Source organism: Nostoc sp. LEGE 12454 (assembly GCF_056620565.1).
Genome location: NZ_JBWQXL010000023.1, coordinates 20,420 through 40,418 on the forward strand (window position 1 = coordinate 20,420; position 19,999 = coordinate 40,418).

General features: G+C 38.2%; 17 protein-coding genes. 11 read left to right on the plus strand and 6 right to left on the minus strand.

What is annotated here, in order from left to right; genetic code table 11:
* Positions 1 to 52 precede the first annotated feature (52 nt).
* The 4 genes from chlG to AC1F2U_RS22005 form a co-directional block, all read right to left on the minus strand.
* Positions 53 to 1,099, minus strand: a complete 1,047-nt coding sequence (gene chlG / locus AC1F2U_RS21990; RefSeq protein ID WP_480263002.1) for a chlorophyll synthase ChlG — start codon at positions 1,097 to 1,099, stop codon at positions 53 to 55.
* 216 nt (positions 1,100 to 1,315) lie between these two features.
* A complete protein-coding gene (locus AC1F2U_RS21995; protein ID WP_480263003.1) occupies positions 1,316 to 2,416 on the minus strand; it encodes a Get3/ArsA fold putative tail anchor-mediating ATPase NosAFP in 1,101 nt (366 codons plus the stop codon).
* Between the two features lie 120 nt (positions 2,417 to 2,536).
* On the minus strand, positions 2,537 to 2,728 hold the full coding sequence (gene petP, locus AC1F2U_RS22000) for a cytochrome b6f subunit PetP (protein ID WP_480263004.1): 192 nt from the start codon (positions 2,726 to 2,728) through the stop codon (positions 2,537 to 2,539).
* 129 nt (positions 2,729 to 2,857) lie between these two features.
* On the minus strand, positions 2,858 to 3,067 hold the full coding sequence (locus AC1F2U_RS22005; RefSeq protein ID WP_480263005.1) for a hypothetical protein: 210 nt from the start codon (positions 3,065 to 3,067) through the stop codon (positions 2,858 to 2,860).
* A 375-nt stretch (positions 3,068 to 3,442) separates the two neighbouring features.
* Here AC1F2U_RS22005 and AC1F2U_RS22010 point away from each other — a divergent pair, with 375 nt between their 5' ends.
* From AC1F2U_RS22010 to AC1F2U_RS22045, 8 genes are all read left to right on the plus strand, one after another.
* Positions 3,443 to 4,249 (plus strand): ABC transporter permease, encoded by an 807-nt coding sequence (locus AC1F2U_RS22010; RefSeq protein WP_480263006.1) that lies wholly within the window; start codon positions 3,443 to 3,445, stop codon positions 4,247 to 4,249.
* A 4-nt stretch (positions 4,250 to 4,253) separates the two neighbouring features.
* Positions 4,254 to 4,994 (plus strand): ABC transporter ATP-binding protein, encoded by a 741-nt coding sequence (locus AC1F2U_RS22015; RefSeq protein ID WP_480263007.1) that lies wholly within the window; start codon positions 4,254 to 4,256, stop codon positions 4,992 to 4,994.
* 158 nt (positions 4,995 to 5,152) lie between these two features.
* Entirely contained in the window at positions 5,153 to 6,490 is a 1,338-nt protein-coding gene (locus AC1F2U_RS22020; protein WP_480263008.1) for a class I SAM-dependent methyltransferase, read from the plus strand.
* Between the two features lie 26 nt (positions 6,491 to 6,516).
* Positions 6,517 to 10,239 carry a glycosyltransferase gene (locus tag AC1F2U_RS22025; RefSeq protein WP_480263009.1) on the plus strand — a complete coding sequence of 1,241 codons (3,723 nt, stop codon included), beginning with the start codon at positions 6,517 to 6,519 and terminating at the stop codon, positions 10,237 to 10,239.
* 44 nt (positions 10,240 to 10,283) lie between these two features.
* Positions 10,284 to 11,249, plus strand: coding sequence for a GDP-mannose 4,6-dehydratase (locus AC1F2U_RS22030; protein ID WP_480263010.1), 966 nt, complete (start codon positions 10,284 to 10,286; stop codon positions 11,247 to 11,249).
* 174 nt (positions 11,250 to 11,423) lie between these two features.
* Positions 11,424 to 12,722, plus strand: a complete 1,299-nt coding sequence (locus AC1F2U_RS22035) for a glycosyltransferase family 4 protein (protein ID WP_480263011.1) — start codon at positions 11,424 to 11,426, stop codon at positions 12,720 to 12,722.
* Positions 12,723 to 13,065: 343 nt separating this feature from the next.
* The gene (locus tag AC1F2U_RS22040; protein ID WP_480263012.1) at positions 13,066 to 14,241 is read left to right on the plus strand and encodes a class I SAM-dependent methyltransferase; all 1,176 of its coding nucleotides are present in this window, start codon (positions 13,066 to 13,068) and stop codon (positions 14,239 to 14,241) included.
* Positions 14,242 to 14,303: 62 nt separating this feature from the next.
* Positions 14,304 to 15,398 (plus strand): glycosyltransferase family 4 protein, encoded by a 1,095-nt coding sequence (locus tag AC1F2U_RS22045; protein WP_480263013.1) that lies wholly within the window; start codon positions 14,304 to 14,306, stop codon positions 15,396 to 15,398.
* Between the two features lie 10 nt (positions 15,399 to 15,408).
* Here AC1F2U_RS22045 and AC1F2U_RS22050 read toward each other — a convergent pair whose 3' ends face one another.
* Positions 15,409 to 16,209, minus strand: a complete 801-nt coding sequence (locus AC1F2U_RS22050; RefSeq protein WP_480263014.1) for a sulfotransferase domain-containing protein — start codon at positions 16,207 to 16,209, stop codon at positions 15,409 to 15,411.
* 152 nt (positions 16,210 to 16,361) lie between these two features.
* Here AC1F2U_RS22050 and AC1F2U_RS22055 point away from each other — a divergent pair, with 152 nt between their 5' ends.
* From AC1F2U_RS22055 to rfbD, 3 genes are all read left to right on the plus strand, one after another.
* The gene (locus AC1F2U_RS22055; protein WP_480263015.1) at positions 16,362 to 17,438 is read left to right on the plus strand and encodes a glucose-1-phosphate thymidylyltransferase; all 1,077 of its coding nucleotides are present in this window, start codon (positions 16,362 to 16,364) and stop codon (positions 17,436 to 17,438) included.
* A 118-nt stretch (positions 17,439 to 17,556) separates the two neighbouring features.
* On the plus strand, positions 17,557 to 18,102 hold the full coding sequence (gene rfbC, locus AC1F2U_RS22060) for a dTDP-4-dehydrorhamnose 3,5-epimerase (protein WP_480263016.1): 546 nt from the start codon (positions 17,557 to 17,559) through the stop codon (positions 18,100 to 18,102).
* A gap of 9 nt (positions 18,103 to 18,111) precedes the next feature.
* On the plus strand, positions 18,112 to 19,002 hold the full coding sequence (gene rfbD, locus AC1F2U_RS22065) for a dTDP-4-dehydrorhamnose reductase (protein WP_480263017.1): 891 nt from the start codon (positions 18,112 to 18,114) through the stop codon (positions 19,000 to 19,002).
* Between the two features lie 62 nt (positions 19,003 to 19,064).
* Here the strand turns inward: rfbD and AC1F2U_RS22070 are convergent, their stop codons facing one another.
* On the minus strand, positions 19,065 to 19,805 hold the full coding sequence (locus AC1F2U_RS22070; protein WP_480263018.1) for a 2-phosphosulfolactate phosphatase family protein: 741 nt from the start codon (positions 19,803 to 19,805) through the stop codon (positions 19,065 to 19,067).
* Between the last annotated feature and the right edge of the window lie 194 nt (positions 19,806 to 19,999).

Consider the following 19,999-nt stretch of genomic DNA (forward strand, 5'->3'; position numbering starts at 1 on the left):
GTATATTAACTCCTAACTCCTAACTCTTAACTTCTTACTATAGAAGTATAAGTTAAACGCCAGCATGACCCAGTGCTAAACCTGTTACCAGCATTCCTAGCACAAGGAAAGGTTGAGCACTGGCTTGGTACTTAACATCATTTTTCACGGGGTCACGTAGGAAATACATATCCTGCAAGGTGATTTGCGGGATGATTAACAGTACTAGTATTGCCGCATACAAATTCTCATGGATGCTGACGAGATAAGCTGCGATAAATCCTTGAAATATATCAATTGTCGCTACACAAATCCATGCCGCAGTAGTGATGCCAAACATTACAGGTAGTGAATTTAATCCTAGCTGGCGATCGCCTTCTACACTCTTGAAGTCATTGACAATGGCAATACCCAATCCAGCCAAGCTGTAGAACATTGTCAAAATCACAATTGTGGAATTCAGTTCACCAAATAAAGCGTGTCCTGTAGACCAAGGTAGAGTAATGTAGCTTGCACCCAAGGCGTAGCTACCTAGCCAGCCGTTTTGCTTGAGTTTCAGGGGAGGCGCAGAATAAATATAAGCGATGAAAGAACCGATAATCGCGATCGCTGTAATTGTTGGGAATTCATGACCAGACCAGACATCTAGCGCAAATGCCAAAGCAATACCAGCAATCAGTAATACCCAAATCTGAATAATTACCTGGGGTAAGGGAATTGCGCCAGAGGGAATCGGGCGATAAGGTTCATTGATGGCATCGATTTCGCGATCGTAGTAATCATTGAGAATTTGGGTGTAACCTGTCATCAATGGCCCAGCCAGTAACATACAGGCTGCTACCTTCAACACATTTTCCAGCGTCCAAGTATAGTTACCGGAAGAAGCCGCACCACAGATTACACCCCAAATTAGGGGAATCCAGGTGATGGGCTTCATGAGCTGCAAACGAATTTTCCAAATTGAAGTTTCCCCAGACGCTGCACCTTTCATCCCCAACATTTGCCTAGTTTTCGCACTGCGATCGGCAGATGTCAGCACTTGCTCATTGAGATTATTGGCCACTGAGTCTAGTGCTTCAGATGGGTTAGGGTCTGGGGGAATGGGAGTTGATTCTGACATAAGATTTACTGATTAATTGGGCATTGGGAATAGGGCATTGGGGAGGCAGTGCGGTCTTGGGGTCTTCCCAAGTGGAGCAACTGCCGTCATTGGGGAGGCAGTGCGGTCTTCGGGTCTCCCCAAGTGGAGCAACTGCCGTCATTGGGCATTGGTGATTAAGTTTTTTCCCTATTCCCTATTCCCTATTCCCCATGTTCCATGCCCTACTCCCATAAATTAAAACGAAATTATCAAATAATTATTTTGAAACTTTGCTCCAGCAACGGGTCTGCCACTCAGAGCTGAGGGTAAAGGAATATTGCGCCGCTGATCTCCTGCTTCTACCGTGACTTCTGGCCCATATTGGGTAAGCTTGACCTGCTTTTTGTCAAATCCTGGCAAGAATAAGCGTACTTGACGATTGGGGATGTCTATTTCAATAGGTTTGGGAGCCTGTAAAGCTTGTGCTTCAAAGTTGGGTAGAGCGTCTATCAGTGGTTGCCAATCACCCGTGGGCGAGTTGGGAACGACGCTCACAGGTAAGGGTATAAATTCCTCTGGCAGATTGATATTTGTCTCAGTAGACACAAGCAAAACACCACCGACAGTTAAACCGATTTGTTGAGCGCTACCCCATAAATAACGAGCATTTGCTACCTCAATCGGATCTCCTGTAGTCACTAAGAAAGCAGCAAGACGTTTGGGATCGGCCAGAGCGGCTCTCCCCTTTTCTAAGAAATTATTGACTTGGTTAGTGGGAGCGGCAAAGTTATCTGCTGTCCAGTTGATATTGAAAAAACTGCTAATCAGCGGTTGAATCAAAGGCGATTCAGTAATCGTCTTCCCCAAGTCGGAGTTGACAAACAATTGCCGAAATCGCCGGACATACCAACTCAGAGATTCTGGCAAACCCAACATTCGCAACGTTAAAGAGTCGCCCGTGCCATCGTAGACGATCGCATCATATTTGCCACTGGCATCATATTCGCGGATAGCATTCAGTGCCAGGGCGTTGTCCATCCCCGGCAAGACTACCAGTTCTTGACCAAAAACGTCTTTGAAGATGGGCGTGCGGAGATATTGCGCCTCAAGTTTCTTCACTTCGTCCCAGTTTCGTTCTAGCAGTACAGATGCTTGGAACTGGACTACTTGTAAATTGGGAGCGATTTCCTGGGGATCGGCAGCAATGGGAGTACCTAGCAGGATTTGCAATGTTGGTTCTGCTTGTCCTGCCAGGAGTACGCGTTTGCCTTGACTTGCCAATAATTTGGCGGCGGCGATCGCAATTTTGGTACGAGCGGTGCCGCCTTTGCCCAAAAATGTCAATATTAGAGCCATTAGTTGATTCCTATTTTCACCGCCGATCTTTTCAACTCCAACTTAGCACTCAACAAAGACTCTCAACCTGTGCTTTCAACTTCAGAGTCAAAGAAAAACCCGGATCTGAGTTTTTTACTACTACACAGGTTTGATTTCATCTTCAAAAAACCAAGTAGAAGTATTGTCGTCAAACAGCACTACTACACCGATTCCAGCACCATCGGTGACTTTATAGCCTTGAATGGTACCCACTTGTCCGAGTTTTTTTACAACTGGGGCAGAAACGCGATCGCGCAAACGAAAGACTTTGACCTTTTGTCCGATTTCCATGCCTGATTACAATTCAGATAAACCAAGTCTCAGTGTAGCGGAAACCGTGACTCTGCTCTCACAAATTCAGGGTAAATGGGGGAGAGATGAGAAAGCATAACTCCTAACTCCTGACTTCACAGCTTAAAATTAAATCGACAACCAAACAGGTACATACTCAATGTTTGTCTTTTTTTGGTCAAAGACACCCAAAAGCGATCGCGTACTTCTAACAGAGAAAATTGCTATTTTAGGGCAACAATAGACACCGAAAGTACAATTGCGGTTGTCACAAGAACGGCTGCGATCGCACAACTTCGCTAGATAGAGGAGCGCTTTGATCGCCCCATGAACAGACATCTGAATAAAAGCATTTTTCTTGACTATAAAGCAATTCTATGGTACAAACAGCCAAATTATTTGCGGGTAGCTAGTTCTAGGAACCAATTGATAAATTCATTGGTCTTGCCCGGATAGGATGTGATTAAGAGTATAAAAATGGTAACTATTAGGACTTCGATTTGATTTCTGAAAACATACTGAGACTGAAAAGCTTGTTTTATAAGGGTTTTATCTGAAATCTTGTTCAAAAATCAGATATGAGTCCTATAGTAACTTGTGTTTAACAATGCTTTTTAAAATAAAGTTTTTATTGTTAAAGTAATGCGGTAAAGTAGCCACCAATAGTATAAAATCTGCAAATAATTTAGCTATGATCTGTAGCGGTGTGTAAGGATGAAGCTTTCGATTAAAAGTAATTCAACTTGGTTGCAAGTGTGGCGCTACTGGGAATTGCTGCACGTCTTGGTAGCGCGAAATCTTAAAGTGCGTTACCGGGGTTCATTTCTGGGGGTTTATTGGTCACTCTTGAACCCGTTGATTATGACCGGGCTATACACTGCAATTTTTGGGACAACATTTTCGTCATATTACAATAACTCAATACCAAACTATGTATTAGCAGCATTTACAGGGCTGGTGGTAATCAACTTTTTTTCAGCTTCCACTTCTCAGGCACTGAGTAGTGTAGTAGGTAACGGCTCACTTTTAAATAAAATTCGTCTGCCAGTCAGTATTTTCCCAATATCAATGATTGCAGCAAATGTATTTCAGTTTGCCGTCGGAGTGTTGCCCTTGTTAGGAATTATAACTTTTGTTAAATCCAAAAGTTTAGTAAACGTGGTGGCATTGCTGTTTCCATTTTTAGCGCTGGTTTTAGTCTGTATGGGAGTTGGTTTTTTAGTCAGCGCTTTATATGTATTTTTTAGAGATTTACCTTATTTTTATGAGTTAATTATATTTGTAATTTGGATCAGTAGTCCTGTATTTTATCCGCCAGACATTGTTCCAAAAACAGTAAAAGCATTTTTAGGGTTAAATCCTTTATCACCAATTATTGAAAGTATCCGTCAGATTACACTATCGGGAGTGCTACCAGATTTAAGTTTAATTTGGGGAGCATTGCTGAGTGGCATAATTATTTTGTCACTGGGATGGGTTTGTTTTCACCTGTGGCGGCATCAATTTATGGATTTGCTGTAAATAAATGGAAGTAATTCGCCTAGATCGAGTTTCGCTGTGGCGACGGACGCAAGAAGAGTTTTCTTATGACCTAAAGAAAACACTCTTATCTGTTTTGGAAGGTAAATATCACCAGCCTGCGAAGAAACAGGTGCTAAATGAAATTGATTTAGTTGTTGAAAGAGGTGAAAAAATAGGTATTATAGGGGCAAATGGCTCTGGTAAATCAACACTATTAAAGATAATTTCTGGGATTTTGCAACCTACCAGCGGATTAGTGCGAGTACGCGGTCAAATTGCTCCATTGATTGAACTTGGAGCGGGGTTTGATGCAGAAATTTCTGTGATGGATAATATTTTGTTGTATGGCGTATTACTGGGATATTCTCGAGCAGAAATGCGGAAAAGAACGCTTTCAATATTAGAGTTTGCAGAGTTAGAAGATTATGCATTAGTACCAGTGAAGGGATTATCTTCTGGAATGGTAGCGCGATTAGGGTTTGCGATCGCCACCGATATACAACCGGACATTTTGATATTGGATGAAGTATTGTCGGTAGGCGATGAAAGTTTTAAAAACAAGTGTAAGCGAAGAATTGAACAATTTTGGAATCATAACGCTACTGTATTAGTAGTTTCTCATGATTTAAAATTTATAAAACAGTCTTGTGTTAGAGGAATTTGGTTAGATCAAGGAAAAGTACGTTTTATGGGAAACGCGGATGAAACTGCCGACTATTATTTAAAATCAGTAAGTAAAATTTAATGTGAATTATCTAATATTAATTATTTACCCATCAGTGGTAATTATGCCTTAAAGAAAATTATCTGATAAACTATGCGAATTGGACGACTATATGATTAGATAAACTTAGGCAAAAATTATAGTCAGGCTTTAAACAAAAATGTATTCTTTTGGGAAAAATGATTGATGATAAATTTCAGGAGAATCAGATGGATTACGAAAAAATACTAGAGCGTATTAGTGATGTTTATCAACAATCCGTTAGATTTGCTCGTCCGGCTGGAAATGAGGAAAACGAATCAAGCAAAACAATAAATCTACCTCATCAACTATTAAATAATAGTTATGTTACAGAAATTGATGGAAACTATTTATTATTTTTTAATGAGATATATACAAATACTATTCGTAAATGGCTAAAAAATATTTTAAAGAAAATAGCATGGCCTATCTTTAAAAGACAAGTTTATTATAATTCTGCTGTTAGACAACTTTTATACAATTTAATCCAAAAAAGTGATGAATATTCTACAAGGGATAAAGAAGTAAATAAGAAGTTTTTTCAGCTTGAGCAGAAAATAGACCAACTTTCTCAGCTTAAGCAGAAGATAGACCAACTTTCTCAGCTTAAGCAGAAGATAGACCAATTACCTCAACTTGAACAGAAAATAGATCAATTACCTCAACTTGAACAGAAAGTAGAACAGCTTTCTCAACTTGAGCAGAAAATAGAACAGCTTTCTCAACTTGAGCAGAAAATAGAGCAAATTTCTACTGAATTACAAGCCGACAACAGTGTAACGAACCAAGCCTCTTCTAATGAAGAATCTAAAATTGCTAGTGGTTTATGGTTCAATGAACCAATAATTGTGGGTTATCGCGAAAATGGCGAAGCTTATTGGGCAGGAACTAATGAGAGAATATTCGAGAAGACCTTTGTTTTACAATCTCTTGCCCGTTTGTATGAATCAAGCAGTATAACAGTCTTGGATGTCGGGGCTGCCGAGAGTCTCCTTTCGTATGAGTTAGCGAGTTTTAATTATTCAGTTACAGCGATAGACATTCGCCCCATAGCTTTATTTCATCCCAACTTGAAGTTTGTTAAAACTGATATCTGCAACCCTGTATTAGCGCCAGCTAGTTTTGATTGTGTTATTGCTTTATCAACTTTGGAACATATTGGCTTAGGATGGTATGGAGATAAAACGGGTGAAAATTATGATGTTAAAGCTGTTCAACAGATTAGTTTACTTTTGAAACCAGAAGGTAGTTTTATTCTTACAGTTCCCTATGGTAAAAAAGCTTTAACACCAGTACATCGAATATATAACCAAGAATCACTACAAAAACTAATTCAGGATTTCAGGATAGTTCAAATATCCTATGGAGTACGTAAGGATGATTTTACTTGGGTTATCACTGAAAATGAATTAGAAGCATCTGAAAAAGAACATAATCCAGATAATTACCTTCCTGGCGCAGTAGCTATGTTGGTATGTAAAAAAAACCTTGTATAAAAAATTAAATCTCAAATTTACGCAGCATGAAAATAGCCATTGATCTTCAAGCTCTGCAAACAAATAATTCTAGAAATAGAGGTATTGGTCGTTATACCCAATCTGTAATAGAAGCTCTATTTAAACAGCAAAATACTCTCAGTTACCAGTTATATACGAATAGTAATCTACCAGTTCCAGAACTGGATGATAATTACTTTAAATATAATTCTGTAGATTACCCTTACATTGGTAGTTGCGACATCAATGAACTACTATTAAAAACTGTTTTAATGGCAGAAGATGTTGATACAGTATTTATACTTAGTCCGATGGAGGGTTTAGACTCCACAATACCTGACTATAGCGATTTTCCTAAAAAAGTTTTTGTCATTTGCTATGATTTAATACCTCTCATCTTTTCTGATAGATATTTAAATGAGTCAAATATGCGCTCGCTCTATATGAAGCGCTTAAAAAATATACAAAATGCTGATTTTATATTTGCAATCTCGGAAGCTACACGCCAAGATGTAATTAAATTCCTCGATATACCCCCTGAAAGAGTTTTAAACGTTTCGGGTGGTGTTTCTGCTTTTTTTACTCCCATTCCTGCTCATGAACATCAAGCTTGGCTCGAAACTTTTGCAAGCAAGTTTGGTATCTACAAAAAATTTATTCTTTATACTGGAGGCGAAGATTGGCGGAAGAACATTGAAGGGTTAGTCACTGCTTTTTCTGCCTTACCCAAGAATTTGCAAGAATGTTACCAATTAGTAGTTGCCTGCAAAGTTTCTGAGCATTTTAGTAAAGAAATAACTAGCTTTGCGTCAAAATTAGGAATTAATAAATCTATAATATTAACAAATTATGTTACAGATGAAGAATTAAGAGCTTTATACTCAACCTGCTCTTTATTCGTTTTTCCTTCTTTTTATGAAGGCTTTGGTTTACCGCTACTAGAAGCTATTTCATGTGGCGCACCATCGATTGCAAGTAATAGCTCATCTTTGCCAGAAATTTTAGGTTCTGATGAATTACTGTTCGATCCATACTCACCTTCTGATATGGCTGGCATCATGCAAAAAGTTCTATCTGATGAGAACCTTAGAACAAAAATCTCAGAGGATGCACTTCAGCAATCAGCAAAATTTTCTTGGCAATCTGTTGCTAAAAATATACTTGATGTGTTTCAAGAGCATCAGCTATTAAATAAAGTATCTATTTCAGTTAATCAAAAACCACAAATTGCTTTTTTTAGCCCATTCCCACCAGCTAAATCTGGTATAGCAGACTATAGTCGGGACTTGTTACCATCATTGGGAAAATATATTAACCTTGATTTATACCATGATGATAGTTATTTACCCGATATTAATATCAGTAATAACTTATTTTCTCATAGTGAATTTGAAGAAAAGCTAAAGTCTCAAGTATATGAAGGTATTATTTATCAGATAGGGAATAGTAGTTACCATTCTTATATGTACTCCCAATTAATGAGATATTCTGGAATATCCGTGTTACATGACTATTACTTGGGAGGCCTAATTAATTATATGGAAGCTCGTTGTCCAGAACTTGGGATTAAATTTTCTAATGAATTAGAACACTGTTATGGAAAAGATAAAACATTACAAATTTTAAACCTTTTAAAAACAAAAGATTTAGATATTAATGAGAAATTATCAGAAGTAGGTCTTTATGTAAATAGAAGAATTTTTACGCGCTCTCTAGGAGTTATATTACACAGCAAATGGGCTTATAACTGTGCTATTAAAGAATTTAGTAATGATAATAGCCATATTGTTCATATACCTCAGATAGTGCCAAAGTATGTTGTTAAAGAAAAATCACTAAGAGATGAATATAAAGAGTTGGGTCTTCCAGACGATAAACTTATAATATCAACCTTTGGATTTATCAATAAAACTAAACGTCCCCTAGAAATTATTTATGCATTTAAGAAGTATCTTGTAACTCAACCTAATGCTTACTTAGTATTTGTGGGTGGTACTGATTACCTTGGTACAATTAATATAGAAAATGAAATTAAAAAACTAAGTTTACAAGATCGAGTAAAAGTTACTGGCTATGTCAATATGCCAGATTTTTACCGTTACATAGAAGTATCAGATATATGCCTCAACTTAAGATTTCCTTTTAACGGAGAAAGTTCTGCATCACTTCTGCGAATTTTGTCTGTTGGTAAACCTACTATTGTTACAGATATCGGTTCCTTCTCTGATTTCCCCAATGATGTGGTGTTCAAAATACCCCATTCTGGACAAAGTGATGAAGTAGAAGAGATATTGAAATCTCTTATTTTACTAACTCAAAACTCAGACTACAGAAAATCTCTGAGCGAAAATGCATACAAGTATATTGCTAAGGAACATTGTCCAGATAAGTGTGCCAATTTATATGGAGAGTTTATCCAGCAAATCCTTTCTTCACCTCAAGCAAAAAGTAAAAAACTTGCAGACTATGTAGGACGTGAATTAGCTAAATTTATACCTAATGCGTCTAAAAAAGTACTTACTACTTTTGCTAGAGCTATTGATGATTCACATCAAGAAGAAAAGCAAGTAGTTGACAATTTTGATTTCAACAATACTGCGATACTAATACAGGCTCCTTTAAGAAAAACACTCAACTTTAGTGATTTTTTACACGAATGTCGTTCTATTTGCCTTGCAAAAATACCACAATCTAAAGAAATATTAAGTATTGGATGTGCTGGAAATTGGTACTTCGAGTGGTTCGATAAATTTTATCCTTACTCTATTGAAAATCACACTGGTATAGATTTAAATTCAAAGCCACTAGATTTACCAAATAATGTAACTTGGATTCAACATGATGGTGGCGATCTAAAGTTAATAGAGTCACAAAGTTTTGACTTAGTGTTTGCTGGCCAATTTATTCAACATCTATCTTGGAAATCACAACTAAGTTTCTTATTAGAAGTCAATAGAGTACTTAAACCAAATGGAATTTTTGTACTTGATAGTCTTAATTATACTGTTACTAATAGATATGGATGGAAACAGCCAGAACACTTACATGAACTAAGTTTTCAACAAGTATGTGAGCTTTTGCCAAAATCAGGTTTTAAAATTCAAGATTCATCCGGTTTGATTTCAAAAGACTTGTTAGGAATCCCACCTAATTTATTTGGCAGATATATTGAACCTTGTTTCGACATAAATTTCTATCAAGAAGATACTGAGAAAGCAATTAATCAAGATCCGCAAAATTGCTTTGTTTGGTGGGTAACATCTCAAAAAGTTCAAGAAATTGATCTTGCAGATAAAACCCTAATGAAGCAAATGCAGAAGTTTTATCTGGAAAACCAAAAAATTAAAAATGAGGTAATTTTTCATGGCATTGGTTCAATAATCGAAATCAAGCAAGAGTATTTTGTGATTGTAAATCCTGATGATGGACAAGGATTTGCAATCTTTGGTCCTTACGATTCTTATTGCAAAGGTAAATATTTAGTTGAATTTGAAATCTTTGCTTCTGGTGAGGATAATGAAATATATAAAAAGAATCTAAATTTAGTTGTAGCGATCGCAGATGTTTCTACTAATTCTGGTGCGCTAGTTCTAGCCAAAAAAGAACTTACTTTAAGAGATATCTTAAAGAAAGAAAAAACAAAACTGAAGTTTATTATAGATACAACATCTATACTAGAGTTTCGAGTTTTATCGTTAGGGGTATATCCAGTATTAGTCGGTATTAAACCAAAAGTAACAATGCTATAATTCAGTATTTCCAGAAAAGAAATATATTGTAAAAAAAAGTGAGCATGACAACAAAAAAAGCCCTAATTACCGGGTTAACCGGACAGGATGGTTCATATCTTGCCGAACTACTCATAGCAAAAGGCTACCAAGTCTTTGGTCTAGTCCGCCGTTCTAGCACCAGTAATCTAGAGCGTATCACCCACCTTTATGGCGACATTCAAATAGTATCTGGCGATCTCCTCGATCAATCATCCCTCATGGATGTAGTGAGCGAATGCCAACCAGACGAAATATACAATCTTGCCTCTCAAAGCTACGTTCCACTCTCTTGGACACAACCTGCTCTGACTGCTGAATATACAGCTCTCGGTGTCTCCCGCCTCTTAGAATCCATTCGTCGCTGCAAACCTGATGCGAGATTCTATCAAGCATCCAGTAGTGAAGTTTTTGGTCAACCTGACGAATCGCCCCAAACTGAACGCACTGCCTTTCGTCCCCGGAATCCTTATGGTGTTGCCAAAGCTTATGCTCATTGGATGACTGTCAACTATCGGCAGAAATACAACCTTTACAACTGTTGTGGTATTACTTATACTCACGAATCACCTCGACGTGGGACAGAATTTGTATTCCGCAAAATCACGCACGCAGTTGCCCAAATTAAATTAGGTTTGGCAAATGAATTAAAATTAGGCAACCTAGATGCCCGTCGTGATTGGTGCTACGCCAAAGATGCTGTCTACGCTATGTGGTTGATGTTGCAGCAGGAACAACCCGATGACTACCTCATTGCCAGTGGTGAAACGTACTCTGTTAAAGAACTTGTTGAGTGTGCTTTTGACTGCGTTGGGCTTAATTGGCAAGATTATGTCTCGGTTGACCCCGCTTTTTATCGCGCTGATGAATCAGTGCAGTTAGTTGGTTGCATTGATAAAATTAAAAATGGAATAGGTTGGCAGCCTCAGCACTCTTTTAGTCAATTGGTCGAGTTAATGGTTGATTATGACCTTAAGAAATTAAGCAGTTAGCTCATTTAGTTTCTTAATCATAAATAACCATTAACTTGTAACTAAGAAAAAGTAAAATAGCTTACCTAAGAATGTAACTACTAAGTTTTTTAGTTATGGCTTTTCTTAGGTAAATTTTTTAAGTAAAAAACTTAGTAAAAATTTGCATAAAAATAGTTTCAAATAGGTTTTAGGATGAATATATTTATAGATTGTACTCACACTGCAAAACATACATATAAAAATACCGGAATCCATCGAGTAGTTCGAGAATTAACTTCTGAATTATTGCAAATAAGCTCAAACCGCACAGATATAGAAATAGTATCGGTTATGTTTGATGGTAGTTTTATGCGGAGGGTGACTAATCTTAATCAACAGCAAGACGACTATTTGCTCGATGTTAACAAATATTTTGCCTTAAATAAAATAAATATAAAATTTCAAGCTCTAGTTTTGAAGCTGAAAAACAAATTTATCAATTTTTTTTATAGATTAAATTTAATTGATTGGTTTGATTCAAATTCAGAAAACAAAAAAATTTTCCTTGAATTTGAAGATTCTATAATCCAGTCAGGAGATATTTATGTAATAGCTGATGCTAATTGGGATTTACCTAAAACTTACTACCGATTTTTACAACTTTTAAAAAGGCATAAAGTTACTATTGTAGTTATATGCTATGACCTCATTCCAATAAAATTTCCAGAATTTTCTTCTAAGAGATTTACAAAAGCTTTTACAAAATTCTACAGTGATTATTCGACTTTATTTGATAAGGTATTATGTATCTCTAAGAAGAGTGCTGAAGATTATAGTAATGCAAAAATTCAAGGAATATTAGCTAATAATAATTCACAAATTATTATTAGCTTTCGTTTGGGTAGTAACTATTATAAACAGGATTTGTTACTAAGTGAACAAAATAATAATCTTGATATAAAGTTGCAACAATTACTTAATAAAAAATATATTTTAGTAGTTGGAAGCTTAGTGCCTCATAAAAATATTAAAACTATTATTGCAGCCTTTGATTTATTGATAAATTCTAGTCATGATGATGTATTTTTAATTTTTGCCGGTAATAAAGGTTGGGACTTAGAAACTGATAACTTGATAGAATCTAATAAAATGTATGGCAAGCTCATACAAATACTAGGTTCAGTGAGTGATGCTCAACTAGATTTTCTCTATCAAAACTGTTACTGTTTAGTTCAAGCCTCCTTTTATGAAGGATTTGGATTACCTGTGGTAGAAGCACTTCAACACTGTAAACCTGTAATTGCCAGCAATGGTGGTTCTTTGCCTGAAGTAGGAGGTGATTTTTGTAGATATTTCTCTCCTACTCAACCAACAGAACTGTATGAAGCTTTAAAAGAACTACTTGATTCAGAGATTTACTACAATAATTTGGTAGAGCGCATCAGAAATGAATATATACCATTCTCATGGCAAGAATCTGCTGAAGAATTTCTCTCTTGTTTGTATAATTAAATTCAGTTTAAATAAAAGCTTAAAAATTTGTTGGTCAATCTATCTTTTTTGTCTAGTCTAAGAAAGCCACAGATATAACAACCTAAGCTTTAAATATTATTGCAAATCTGAAATCTCTCAAACTGACATTATTAACTTCACGGTCAATTTTTAGTATGAATGCTATGAATATGAAATTTCATCAGATTAACACCAGACGCAGATTTACAAAAGAGAGATATTCCCCTATTGTTTGTTAAATAAATTACTAACAAACCTGTTTATTGTTAGTAATAATTCTGTTAAAAGACCAAAATTAAGTAATTAAGCTTTACACAACAAACTAAAAAGCGAGCCGAAAATTATGTTAGATAAAATAGCGCAAATCGTAAAAGCTATATTGAATTTATCAAGAGTATTGAAAAAAAAATATGGCGTTTCTTATAAAAGTAAAGCAATGCTGAATATAGAAAGCCAGGAAGTCCTAAATGCAGAAAGTCAGGAAGTTCTGAATGCAGAAAGTCAGAAAGTCTCGAATATAGAAAGTCAGGAAGTTCTAAATCCAGTGATAACAACAAATGAACAGCAGCCTAACCTTACTTTTTTAAATTCAAGACTACTTTTAACAGCAGATGCTATAAGCTTGAACATTAAAACTTTCGGCTATGAATATGCTCGTAATTTGCGCAAGCAGTTGACAATACCTACTAATTTATCACCCCAAAAAATTAACTTACAATCAAAAGCTTGTCAACAAAATGATATTGAATCAGATTGGTTTTTCTACTGGTGTCAAGAAATGAAAATTCCTGTAGCTTACCATCGAAAATTGTGGGAATTTTGCTATATTTTACAAGCATTATATGAATATGATTTACTTACTCCTGGACGTAAAGGTTTAGGTTTTGGTTGTGGGGAAGAACCTCTGCCAAGTATTCTTGCTGCTTATGATATTGCGATTACAGCTACAGATTTAGATCCAACAGCATCAGCTGCACAGGGGTGGATAGAAACTAAACAAAATATGTCTTCTTTAGAAAAGATATTCCGTCCTGAGTTATGTACAAAAGAACTATTTACTAAAAATGTGAGTCTAAAGTATGTCGATATGAATGCCATTCCTGCTTACTTGGAAGGTAAATATGATTTCTGCTGGTCTGCTTGTGCATTAGAACATCTAGGTAGCATTAAAAATGGACTTTTATTTATCGAAAATTCTTTAAAAACTCTAGTTCCTGGAGGAATAAGTATACAAACGACAGAATTTAATTATTTAGAAGAAGAAGAAACTATTGACAACAACGGAACAGTACTTTTTAGAAAAAAAGATTTTGAACAAATTGCTAAAAAGCTAACTGCGGCAGGACATCAAGTAGTACCCCTAGATTTTAATATTGGTTCTTGTGTTTTAGATAAATTTATTGATATTCCTCCATACTATAGTCAAGTACATGATATACCACAAGAAGCGCATTTAAAACTATTAATTGATCGCTTCGCTTCCACATCCTTTGGTATGATCATCAGAAAAGCTATGTAACGAAGCTACGGTTCCTAAGTTGCTGTAGTATTCTATTATTTGTATAGCCAAAAAAATACTAAATGAATATAGTCAATAATGTTTCCTCTAGTCAATTAATTATTAACTTATCTATTCTCTTGTCTCAACCAACGGGTATAGGCAACTATGCTCAAAACATTTTTTCTTATTTAAAATCTTTGCAACCCACTCTATTAGTAGCGCAAAAATATCTCGATTTTGACTGCTATCCAATACCGTCAAACTTAACCCCAAACCACGGTACTAAAGGCCATTTTAACCGTCTACTCTGGACACAAGTTAAACTACCACAAATATATAAAAACCTTAAATCAAGTCTTTTATTCTCTCCGCTACCAGAAGCACCCCTTTATAGTAGTTGTCGTTTTGTTGTCACATCTTTTGATATGATCCCGTTGCGTTTTGCCAAACGCTTCTCACCACTCACAGCCTATCACCGCTACTACACTCCCCAAGTTCTTAAGCAAGCACAACACATTATTTGCATCTCCCAGACTACGGCTAAAGATATCACCGATTTTTACCAAATTCCCGCCAGCAAAATTACTGCGATTCCTTTAGCGCACGATCGCACTCACTTCCTTCCTCTCAATCTACCTACCCGCAACTACTTTCTCTATATTGGCCGCCAAGATCCTTACAAAAACATCCAGCGACTCATCAGTGCTTTTGCGGCGTTACCTAACTGCAAAGACTATGAACTATGGTTAGTAGGGCCAATTGATCCGCGTTACACCCCGACTTTAAAAGTGCAAATTGCAGAATTGGGTGTAACTGATCAGGTGAAGTTCCTTGACTATGTTCCTTACAGCGAATTGCCAAAAATCATCAATGAAGCGATCGCTCTGGTTTTCCCCAGTCTTTGGGAAGGTTTTGGTTTACCTGTCCTCGAAGCAATGGCTTGCGGTACTCCCGTCATTACCTCCAATCTCTCCTCCTTACCTGAAGTGGCTGGTGATGCGGCGATTCTAGTCAATCCCTACAACGCCGGAGAAATTACAGAGGCAATGCAGGCGATCGCAACTAATTCAGAATTGCGATCGCATCTACGTACCCTTGGCCTCAACCGCGCCAGCCAGTTCAGCTGGGCAAAAACAGGACTTGCTACCGCCGAAGTTATCAAACAGTACCTATAATGGCTGATTTCTAAAAAATAGAGAGACTGCGAGGTAAGCTTTCTTTAACTGCAATAGCATTCCAGTTAGCGATCGCTTGCTCTTCGGTTAGAGTCAGATCGGCATTACACACATACTCAAGTTTAGCTAACACGCTTTGATGGGCAAGAGCAATCTCTTGAGCAACGGGTGCTATAAGAAGCTTCTTCCAGAGAGCATACTTTCCTTGCCAGAAGTGATTGTTTGTACTCATGGTGCGGAGGCGATCGATGGAATGCGACGAAACCACATCTAATATAGGCTTGACTGGGGTCAGCCCCAGTTGTTCGTTAAACTGGGAAAGTTCCTTGACCGCATCATTCACCAGATTTTCGTAACGAACTTTCAACGTGTCTTCTCGCCTCCACCATTCCGGGCTAATCGAGAGAAGTGCTGCTGCTCTATTTCCAGTGGCATAGTTGATAAACTCTGGGCTAAGTGGGGTTTTCTCAAGGATGGATATCTCTGTTCCCCCGTCCCCTTTTAGCCACTTGGCAGTTTCTGGTTCGTAGCTGGCAAAATGCAGAATAGAAATCAATACATCCAAGGGATGGCGGGCAAGAGCTACCACACGAAATCCTTGCTCGGCTAGCAATGAAACTAAATCATCACTTCTGTGCCAATGAATCTGAAGCACTAATCTTGCTGGTAGCGAGTGCCAGCAAATGTCAGCCGGATGATGCACCGCCAGTTCAGCCATTTCATAACTGGCTGCCAGCATTTTTCGTAGCCAAGTGTTACCCGATCGGGGATTGCTAATTATTGCCAGACGTAAGGAGCCTAAACTGCTCAAATTCTGTTAATCCTTTCAGCTAAATTAGGGTACATCCAAAGTAACACCATACTAACACCATAACTTTAATCCAATCATTTGGGATTTTGTCAAGTTTTCAGATTATCTTGACTAATGACTTGTAATTAATCCTAAATCCTGATGAAAGCACTATGAAAGCACTAATTCTTTCTGGCGGTAAAGGTACGCGCTTACGTCCTCTTACCTACAGCGGAGCAAAACAACTCGTACCAGTTGCTAACAAACCCGTTTTATGGTATGGCATTGAAGAAATGGTCGCGGCTGGTATTACTGATATTGGCATCATTATCAGTCCAGAAACGGGGGCAGAAGTCCAAGGAAAAACCGGAAATGGAGAATACTTTGGAGCGAACATCACATATATCATACAAGACCAGCCACTTGGACTTGCTCACGCAGTCCAAATTGCCCGTCCCTTTTTAGGTGATTCTCCCTTTGTCATGTACTTGGGTGATAACCTGATTCAATTAGGTGAGTTACGTTACTTTTTGCAACAATTTAGCCAACAACAGCCAGATGCTTTGATTCTCTTGCGTTCGGTTGCCAACCCTAGCGCCTTTGGTGTGGCTCAGGTAGATGAAACAGGACGGGTATTACGGCTAATTGAAAAACCCAAAGTTCCTCCTTCAAATCTGGCATTGGTAGGAGTTTATTTCTTTTCTCACCTTATTTTTGATGCGATCGCCAATATCCAACCTTCTACCAGAGGCGAGCTGGAAATAACTGATGCCATTCAATACCTAATCAATCAAAAAAAGCAGGTTGTAGCCCACAATCTTCAAGGTTGGTGGCTAGATACTGGTAAAAAAGATGACTTATTAGAAGCTAACCGATTGATTCTCGATACCTATCTGACAGCATCAGTTGTGGGCGAAATCGATTCTCAAAGTCAGATTATTGGACGAGTGCAAATTGGTGCAAAATCTCAAGTAATTAACTGCACAATTCGGGGGCCAGTAGTCATTGGTAGCAATTGTTATTTAGAAAACTGCTTTATTGGCCCTTATAGTAGCATTGCCAACAACGTCACTCTTATTGATACCGATTTAGAACACAGTGTTATTTTAGAAGGTGCTAAAATTGCCGGAATCCATCAGCGCATTATTGATAGTGTGATTGGACAAAGGGCACAATTGAGTCTTGCACCCCGTCGCCCTAAAGCCTTGCGATTTATGATTGGTGATGACTGTCAAATTGAATTAACGTGATTTACTTGTTAAAAATAGGACAAGCCACAGTCAAAGTTGGAACACAGTGCTTGTAAAATATGAATGCGAAATTCATCTAATAATCACAACACTGCGTCACATTCGATAAATAATATTAATGAGCATTGTAAATACCAAGATTCCTGAAGTTCTGCAAATTGAACCCCAAGTATTTGCAGACGATCGCGGTTTCTTTTTTGAAGCTTACAACCAGCAAAAATTTGCTCAAGAGATAGGGATTGTTACGAACTTCGTCCAAGATAACCACTCTTGCTCTAAACAAAACATTCTACGTGGATTGCACTATCAAATCCAACAACCTCAAGGAAAACTCATCCGTGCTGTTGTCGGTACTATTTTTGACGTAGCTGTAGATATTAGAAAAAGCTCTCCTACCTTTGGTAAATGGGTGGGTTCTGAACTCAGTGCTGAGAACAAACGCATACTGTGGATACCGTTAGGCTTTGCTCATGGTTTCCTCGTACTTTCAGAAATAGCTGAAGTTCTCTACAAAACTACAGATTATTATGCGCCCCAAAGCGATCGCACAATTCTATGGAACGATCCAGATTTAGCCATAGATTGGCCCTTAAATGCGCCACCGATTTTATCAGCTAAAGACCAAGCGGGTAAACCTTTGAGAACTGCTGAAGTATTTGATTAAGCAATCAGCATGAGTAAATCAATTCTGCTCATTGGTAGCAATGGTCAAGTTGGTAAGGAACTACAACAAATCCTCACATCCTACGGCGATGTTATCTCAGTAGCACGCCCAACAGTAGACCTTGCTCAACCCGATACCCTTTGCAACGTTATCAGATCCAATCAACCGCAAATCATCATTAACGCTGCTGCTTACACTGCTGTAGATAAAGCCGAAAGCGAACCCGAACTTGCTACTGCTATTAATGCTACTGCACCCCTAATTCTTGCTCAAGAGAGCCAAAAATTAGGAGCTTTTCTACTTCATATTTCTACTGATTACGTTTTTGATGGCAATGGCTGTAGCCCTTACCAGGAAACCGATGCGACTAATCCCTTGAGTGTCTATGGTAAAACCAAACTCGCCGGAGAAGAAGCTATTCGGGAAGCTTGCGCCCATCATCTCATTCTCCGCACTGCTTGGGTTTATGGAACCTTTGGCAAAAGTAACTTTGTCAAAACCATGCTGCGACTAGGTACAGAACGTCAAGAACTGCGTGTTGTCGCCGATCAAATTGGTAGCCCGACTTGGGCGCAAGATATAGCCGCAGTTATAGCCCAGACGATTCCCCAGTTAACCCCAGAAATTAGCGGCACTTATCACTACACTAATAGCGGCGTTGCTAGCTGGTATGATTTTGCCGTCGCTATTTTTGAAGAAGCCCAACAACTAGGCTTCCCTTTGAAAGTTGAACGTATTGTCCCCATTACAACTGCCGAATATCCGACACCAGCCCGTCGCCCTGCTTATTCCGTCCTTGCTTGTGGAAAAATTTCCGCAATTCTAGGGACTTATCCTTCCCATTGGCGACAAAGACTTCGGCAAATGCTTGCAGATTTGAAAATTGAGCATGGGGCATAGGGCATTGGGCATTGATTATTCTCCTCTGCTCCCCTGCTCCCCTGCTCCTCTGCTCCTACTCTCTATTTCTTTTGACTTTTTAATACTCCTGTTTCATGTTGTATGGGCAAGACATCTAAAATATCAGTTTGGGAACAATATTTTAAATCTTCGTGACAGTCAAGACGCAATAATCGTTGACCGTGACTAGCTTGGTGAAGTAATCCTAATAAGTTATCTTGCCATTGAGAGTAAAGAGCGATCGCACTAATTACTTCATCGTTACCAGCGAGTTCTTCAGGTGACAGCTTGGTTTGTTGCAAAATACTATGAGCGATCGCACCCGCACAAACTGTATCCTCTAAGGAATAACTGCCTTCCCAACCTGAACCGACAATCCACACTGTCTCTGGTTGCTTATCTAAGAGAAATTGCACCACCGCAGCCCGGTTAATCAAGGCTGCTGCTAAGACATTTGGGGAGTCTTGTACCCGTTGTAAAGCACGAGTGCCATTTGTGGTACTGATAAACAAACGCCGCCCTTGCACTAATTCTGGCGTGCAGTCGAGGGGAGAGTTACCCAACTCAAAACCAGCTACTTTCGCGCCACCGCGTTCTCCAGCCCGCAGACGTTTTTCAGGGGGCCATTTTTCGCTAACTTCAATTAATTGATCTAAATCGCTGAATACTTGTACAGCTTCGCCTCCAGATGCCAAGACAGTCGCAATTGTGCTAGTGGCTCGCAAGACATCGACTGCGATCGCACATTCTGGCGCTTTATCCGTTGGAGTCAATTCAGGAGTGTGGTATACGAATAACTTCACGGGCTGGATACACCTGTTTTAATACTACTGCCGAAAATAACATTCTACCTAGTTGGTGTCACTAACTATAGTCACAATTGCTCCAGGAAAATTTCTTACCATCAAAATACAAAATGTATCTTATTCAATACATAAGTAGATCGGTGTTGAAAATTGTCGTTATCACAAGGCAGGAGGCAGAGGGCAGGAGGCAG

Coding starts and splice junctions, on each gene's coding strand:
- AC1F2U_RS22055 (WP_480263015.1), top strand. CDS start 16,362: ATGAAAGCACTAATTCTTTCTGGCGGTAAAGGTACGCGCTTACGTCCT.
- AC1F2U_RS22045 (WP_480263013.1), top strand. CDS start 14,304: ATGAATATAGTCAATAATGTTTCCTCTAGTCAATTAATTATTAACTTA.
- AC1F2U_RS22015 (WP_480263007.1), top strand. CDS start 4,254: ATGGAAGTAATTCGCCTAGATCGAGTTTCGCTGTGGCGACGGACGCAA.
- chlG (WP_480263002.1), bottom strand. CDS start 1,099: ATGTCAGAATCAACTCCCATTCCCCCAGACCCTAACCCATCTGAAGCA.
- AC1F2U_RS22030 (WP_480263010.1), top strand. CDS start 10,284: ATGACAACAAAAAAAGCCCTAATTACCGGGTTAACCGGACAGGATGGT.
- AC1F2U_RS22025 (WP_480263009.1), top strand. CDS start 6,517: ATGAAAATAGCCATTGATCTTCAAGCTCTGCAAACAAATAATTCTAGA.
- rfbD (WP_480263017.1), top strand. CDS start 18,112: ATGAGTAAATCAATTCTGCTCATTGGTAGCAATGGTCAAGTTGGTAAG.
- AC1F2U_RS22020 (WP_480263008.1), top strand. CDS start 5,153: ATGATTGATGATAAATTTCAGGAGAATCAGATGGATTACGAAAAAATA.
- AC1F2U_RS22035 (WP_480263011.1), top strand. CDS start 11,424: ATGAATATATTTATAGATTGTACTCACACTGCAAAACATACATATAAA.
- petP (WP_480263004.1), bottom strand. CDS start 2,728: ATGGAAATCGGACAAAAGGTCAAAGTCTTTCGTTTGCGCGATCGCGTT.
- AC1F2U_RS21995 (WP_480263003.1), bottom strand. CDS start 2,416: ATGGCTCTAATATTGACATTTTTGGGCAAAGGCGGCACCGCTCGTACC.
- rfbC (WP_480263016.1), top strand. CDS start 17,557: ATGAGCATTGTAAATACCAAGATTCCTGAAGTTCTGCAAATTGAACCC.
- AC1F2U_RS22040 (WP_480263012.1), top strand. CDS start 13,066: ATGTTAGATAAAATAGCGCAAATCGTAAAAGCTATATTGAATTTATCA.
- AC1F2U_RS22005 (WP_480263005.1), bottom strand. CDS start 3,067: ATGTCTGTTCATGGGGCGATCAAAGCGCTCCTCTATCTAGCGAAGTTG.
- AC1F2U_RS22010 (WP_480263006.1), top strand. CDS start 3,443: ATGAAGCTTTCGATTAAAAGTAATTCAACTTGGTTGCAAGTGTGGCGC.